The organism is Rhodopseudomonas sp. BR0C11 (assembly GCF_010820945.1).
In the GTDB taxonomy this organism is placed as follows: domain Bacteria; phylum Pseudomonadota; class Alphaproteobacteria; order Rhizobiales; family Xanthobacteraceae; genus Rhodopseudomonas; species Rhodopseudomonas palustris_H.
Window position 1 is genome coordinate 1 of record NZ_QTKI01000299.1, and the last position, 6,167, is coordinate 6,167.

Annotated in this window: 4 protein-coding genes; all 4 read left to right on the forward strand. The window is 65.7% G+C overall.

Features of this window, described 5'->3' with window-relative positions; genetic code table 11:
* Nucleotides 1-1,598, forward strand: a 1,598-nt coding sequence (locus DYI24_RS19270) for an AMP-binding protein (protein WP_164573454.1), incomplete at its 5' end; no start/stop codon positions are given.
* A 132-nt stretch (nucleotides 1,599-1,730) separates the two neighbouring features.
* Nucleotides 1,731-3,332, forward strand: a complete 1,602-nt coding sequence (locus tag DYI24_RS19275; protein WP_164573455.1) for an acyl-CoA carboxylase subunit beta — start codon at nucleotides 1,731-1,733, stop codon at nucleotides 3,330-3,332.
* The gene (locus tag DYI24_RS19280) at nucleotides 3,329-5,311 is read left to right on the forward strand and encodes an acetyl-CoA carboxylase biotin carboxylase subunit (RefSeq protein WP_246701306.1); all 1,983 of its coding nucleotides are present in this window, start codon (nucleotides 3,329-3,331) and stop codon (nucleotides 5,309-5,311) included. Before DYI24_RS19275 ends, DYI24_RS19280 begins: the two co-directional genes overlap by 4 nt.
* A gap of 138 nt (nucleotides 5,312-5,449) precedes the next feature.
* Nucleotides 5,450-6,167, forward strand: a 718-nt coding sequence (locus tag DYI24_RS19285) for an enoyl-CoA hydratase/isomerase family protein (protein ID WP_164573456.1), incomplete at its 3' end; no start/stop codon positions are given.

Here is a 6,167-nt window from a genome sequence, read left to right on the forward strand (position 1 = left end):
GTCTTGAAGCGACCGGCGGCGTGCCGGGACCGGGGCGGATCGGCCGCGTGGCGATCGGCGATATCTTGCGCAAATCGGCGCGGCGGTTTCCGGACCGCGTCGCGCTCACCGACGGTGGCCGCAGCGTCACCTACACCGAGCTCGAACGCGACGCCAACCGCTTTGCCAACGCGCTGGTGGCGCGCGGGCTGAAGCCGGGCGCCAAGATCTCGACGGTTTGCAACAACTCGATCGAGTTCGTCAAAGCGCTGTTCGGCATTCACCGCGCCGGCCTCGTCTGGGTGCCGATCAACACCATGCTCGGCCCCGACGACATGGGCTACATCCTCGACCACGCCGGCGTGAAGGTCGCGGTGATCGACGACAATCTGCACGGCCAGCCGGAGCGCCGCGCTGCCCTGGAAGCGCGCGGCATCGACCTGATCGCGATCAACCTGGCCGGCAAGGCCGCCGACACCGGCCTTCCAGTGTTCGATCAGCTGATCGAGGGCCAGTCCGAGATCGAGCCTGACGTGGCGTTCGATGATCGCGATCTGGCGATGATCATCTATACCTCGGGCACCACTTCGCGGCCGAAGGGCGCGATGCACTGCCATCTCGCGGTCACCATGGCGGTGATGAGCAACGCGATCGAGATGCAGCTGTCGCGCAAGGACGGCATCACCGGGCAGTTTCCGCTGTTCCACTGCGCCGCCCACGTGCTGCTGCTGAGCTATCTGATCGTCGGCGGCAAGATGGCGATCATGCGCGGCTTCGATCCGGTCGCCTGCATGGAGGCGATCCAGCGCGATAAGCTCACCGTGTTCATCGGCTTGCCGCTGATGTACCAGGTGATCCTCGATCATCCGCGGCGCAAGGAGTTCGATCTCTCCAGCCTGCGCTGCTGCATCTACACCATGGCGCCGATGCCGCGGCCACTGCTCGAGCGCGCCATCGCCGAGCTGTGCCCGACCTTCGTCCAGCCCTCGGGGCAGACCGAGATGTATCCGGCGACGACGATGTCGCAGCCGGACCGCCAGCTCGCACGATTTGGCAATTACTGGGGCGAATCCACGATCGTCAATGAAACCGCGATCATGGACGATTCCGGAAATCTGCTCGGCGTCGGCGAGGTCGGCGAGATCGTGCATCGCGGTCCCAACGTGATGCTGGGCTATTACAAGGACCCGGATGCCACCGAAGCGGCGCGGAAGTTCGGCTGGCATCACACCGGCGACTTGGCGCTGATCGACGAACATGGCGAGGTGCTGTTCCTCGACCGCAAGAAGGACATGATCAAGTCCGGCGGCGAGAACGTTGCGTCGATCAAGATCGAGGAGACGCTGTTGGCGCATCCTGCGGTGATGAACGCGGCGGTGGTCGGCCTGCCGCATCCGCAATGGGGCGAGGCGGTGTCGGGTTTCGTCAAGCTCAAGCCCGGTGCGGCTGCGACCGAGGCCGAGATCATCGAGCACTGCAAGAAGCATCTCGGCGGCTTCCAGGTGCCGAAGCTGCTGCGCATCGTCGACGAAATGCCGATGACCGCGACCGGCAAGCTGCGCAAGGTCGAGCTGCGCAATGCGTTCACCGATCACTTCATGCTCGGGCAGACGGGGTGATTCACCGTCATTCCGGGGCACGCCGCGACGCGGCGTGAACCCGGAATCCCGAGGTTCAGAACACATCGAGATTCCGGGTTCGCGACCTGCGGTCGCGCCCCGGAATGACGGAAACGACTAAGGGAAGCGTGAATGGCAATCATCGAATCCACCGTAGCGCCGGGGAGTGAGGGCTTCAGGGCCAATCGCGACGGCATGCTGGCGCTGATCGAGCGGATGCGGATGCTGGAGGCGAGGGCGCGGACGCTGTCTTCCGCCTCCGCCGAGCGCTTCCACAAGCGCGGGCAATTGCTGCCACGCGAGCGCGTCGCGCTGGTGCTCGATCCCGGCACGCCGTTCCTCGAACTGTCGACGCTCGCCGGTTACATGTTCGACACCGCCAACGCCGACAAGAGCGTGCCCGGCGGCGGCGTGATCGGCGGCCTCGGCATGATCAGCGCCAACGATTCCGGCATCGATGCCGGTGCGCTGCAGCCGTTCGGCCTCGACAAGACGTTGCGGATTCAGGAGCTGGCGCTGGAGAACAAGCTGCCGTTCGTGCAGCTGGTCGAGAGCGCCGGTGCCAATCTGCTGCGCTACCGAGTCGAGGACTTCGTCCGCGGCGGCAACATCTTCCGCAATTTGGCACGGATGTCCGCCGCCGGGCTGCCGGTGGTGACGGTGACGCATGGCTCGTCCACGGCGGGCGGCGCGTATCAGACCGGCCTGTCTGACTACATCGTGATGGTGCGTGGCCGGACCCGGGCGTTTCTCGCAGGCCCGCCGTTGCTCAAGGCTGCGACCGGAGAGATCGCCACCGAGGAAGAACTCGGCGGCGCCGAGATGCACACCTCGATCTCCGGCCTTGGCGATTGCCTCGCCGAAGACGATCGCGACGCGCTGCGGATTGCGCGCGACATCATGGCCGGGCTGCCGTGGGATCGCTCCGGCCCAGGGCCGGATCCTGCGACCTATCACCCGCCGCTGTATGATCCCGAGGAACTGCTCGGCATCATGCCGATGGATCACAAGCGCCCGGTCGATATGCGACAGGTGATTGCCCGGATCGTCGACGAGTCCGATTTCACCGAGATGTCGCCGAACTATGGTCCCGCTACGGTGGTTGGCCAGGCGCGGATCGCCGGCATGGCGATCGGTATCATCACCAATAACGGCCCGCTCGATCCCGCCGGTGCCAATAAGGCGACGCACTTCATCCAGGCGTGCTGCCAGTCGAAGACGCCGATCCTGTATCTCAACAACACCACCGGCTATATCGTCGGCCGCGCCTATGAAGAAGCCGGCATGATCAAGCACGGCTCCAAGATGATCCAGGCGGTGACCTCGGCCACCGTGCCGCAGATCACGATCTATTGCGGCGCCTCGTTCGGCGCCGGCAATTACGGCATGTGCGGCCGCGGCTTCCATCCGCGGTTCTGCTTCTCGTGGCCGAACGCCAAGACCGCCGTGATGGGCGGCGAGCAGGCCGCAGAGACCATGGCGATCGTCGCCGAAGCCGGCGCGGCGCGGAAGGGCGTGCCGGTCGATCGCGACAAGCTCGATCAGATGAAGGCCGGCATCACCGCGGTGTTCAACGGCCAGATGGACGTGTTCGCAACCTCGGCCCGGATGCTCGACGACGGCGTGATCGATCCGCGCGACACCCGCGCGGTGCTCGCCGAAGTTTTGGCGATCTGCCGCGAGAGCGAAGCGCGCGAGCCGCAGCGCATGCAGTTCGCGGTGTCCCGGCCATGAGTGTGACCCGTATGTTGAAGCTGACGCCTTTCTCCAAGATCCTGATCGCCAACCGCGGTGAGATCGCGCTGCGGGTGATGCGCAGCGCGCGCCGGCTCGGCTATGGCGTGGTCGCGGTGTATTCCGATGCCGATGCCGACGCCGCCCATGTCCGCGCCGCGGACGAAGCAGTAGCGATCGGCGGTGCGCAGCCGTCACAGTCGTATCTCAACATTCCGGCGATCATCCAAGCAGCGAAGACGGCAGGCGCCGACGCGGTGCATCCAGGCTACGGCTTCCTCGCTGAAAATGAAGACTTCGCCGCGGCCTGTCGCGACGCGGGGCTGGTCTTTATCGGACCGTCGGCGGAATCGATTGCCGCGATGGGCAACAAGGCCGGTGCCAAAGAGATCATGCTGAAGGCCGGTGTGCCATGCGTGCCGGGCTATCAGGGCGAAGATCAAAGCGACGCTGCGATGATCCGCGAAGCCGAGCGGATCGGTTTTCCGATCATGATTAAGGCGGTGGCGGGCGGCGGTGGCCGCGGCATGCGGCTGGTGCAGGACGCTGCGGCGCTGCCCGATGCGCTGCGCAGCGCGCGCTCGGAAGCACAAAGCGCGTTCGGCGATCCGACCGTCATCCTGGAGCGTGCGATCCTGCAGCCGCGCCACATCGAGATCCAGGTGTTCGGCGATCGCTATGGCGCCGCGATTCATCTGGGCGAGCGCGACTGCTCGGTGCAGCGCCGCCACCAGAAGCTGATCGAGGAGGCGCCGTCGCCGGCGGTGTCAGAGGCATTGCGCGAGCAGATGGGCACTGTTGCCGTGAATGCCGTCAAAGCGATCGGCTACGAAGGCGCCGGCACGCTGGAATTCCTGCTCGACACCGCAGGCAACTTCTATTTCATGGAGATGAACACCCGCCTGCAGGTCGAGCATCCGGTGACCGAGGCGATCACCGGGCTCGATCTGGTCGAACTGCAACTCCGCATCGCCGCCGGCGAGCCGTTGCCGCTGCGCCAGGACGACGTGACGTTCAAGGGCCATGCCATCGAGGTGCGGCTGTGTTCGGAGGATGCCGACCACGACTTCATGCCGCAGTCGGGCCGGATGGCGCTGTGGCGGATGCCGGGCGAACTGCGTGTCGAGCACGCGCTGCAATCGGGTGCGGAGATCCCGCCGTATTACGACTCGATGATCGCCAAGGTGATCGCGGTCGGCGCCAGCCGCGATGAAGCGCGGCGCAAGCTGATCCACGGCCTCGACGGCACCATCGCATTCGGCGTCACCACCAATCGCGGCTTCCTCGCCGCATGCCTGCGTCACAAGGTATTCGCCGCCGGGGAGGCGACCACGGCATTCATCGCGCAGCATCGCGACGAATTGGTGCGGTCGCTGCCGGATGATGCAGTGCCGGCCACTGCGGTCGCGGCGCTGTTGCTCTACGTCACCGATCGCTACGCGTCACCGCATCGGCCCGGCCGTTCGCTCGCGGCGGTGTTTCCGACCCGGCTCAAGTTCGAGCTCGACGGCGCGGAGAAGGCTTGCGAGGTGGTGCGTGAACGCGACGGCAGCTACGTCGTGAGCCAGGAGGGGCAATCGATCAGCTTTGTGATCGAGGAACTGTCCGCTGGCGGCATCCGCTTCCAGGCCAAAGGTCTCGGCGAGTTTGCGGTGTTCCACCGCGATGGCGACCGGCTGTTCGTGCAGCGCCTCGGCGTTCAGAACAGCGTCGTCGACCTGACCCGCGCGGCGCCGCAAAGTGCGGCGCGTGGCGGCGGCGACGGCAAGCTGCGCGCGGCGCTCAACGGCCGCGTCGTCGCGGTGCTGGTCAAAGCCGGCGACCGCGTCGAGGCGGGCCAACCGGTGCTGACGTTGGAAGCGATGAAGATGGAGCACGTGCACACAGCGCCTGGCTCTGGCATCATCACGATCGATGTCGCCGAAGGCGAGCAGGTCACCGCGGGCCGCATCGTCGCCGAGATCGAAGCGGCGACGTGAGTTTGAGCACCAAACATGCCCGTCATGAAACATGCCCTGTCATTGCGAGTGAAGCGAAGCAATCCAGAGGCTCCGCGCTCGGAGCTGGATTGCTTCGTCGCTTCGCTCCTCGCAATGACGGCTTAAGGACATGCGACCATGAGCAACGACGTCGTAATCATCGAAAAGCGCGATCAGGCGCTTTGGATCACCATCAACCGTCCCGACAAGCGCAACGCCATCAATGCCGGTGTGGTCGAGGGCATCACCCGCGGCTGGAAGCAGGCGCACGACGACGCCGAGGTGCGGGTGATCGTGCTCACCGGTGCCGGCGACAAGGCGTTCTGTGCCGGCGCCGACCTGCAATCGACCGGTGCGGCGTTCTCGTTCGATTTCTCCAAGCCGAATGTCGACTACGCCGATCTGTTGCGATTGGCGCAGAACGCGACCAAGCCCTCGATCGCCCGCGTCAACGGCACCTGCATGGCCGGCGGCATGGGCCTGCTGTGCATGACCGACATGGCGGTGGCGGCCGACAACGTTGTGTTCGGCCTGCCGGAGGTGAAGGTCGGCGTGTTCCCGATGCAGGTCATGAGCCTGCTGCAGGACATCGCGCCGCGGCGCCTGATTGCCGAATGGTCGCTGACTGGCGAGCCATTCGATGCGGCGACGGCGCGAGAGGCCGGATTGCTGAACTACGTGGTGCCGGCCGCCGAACTCGACGCCAAGGTCGAGTGGCTGGCGAAGCGGCTCACCGACAAATCGCCGACCGCAATCCGCCGCGGCAAATACGCGATGCGCGCCATCGCCGCGATGTCGTTCGACGAGAGCATCGCCTACACCGAGCGCCAGATCGCGCTGCTGGCGAGGACCGAAG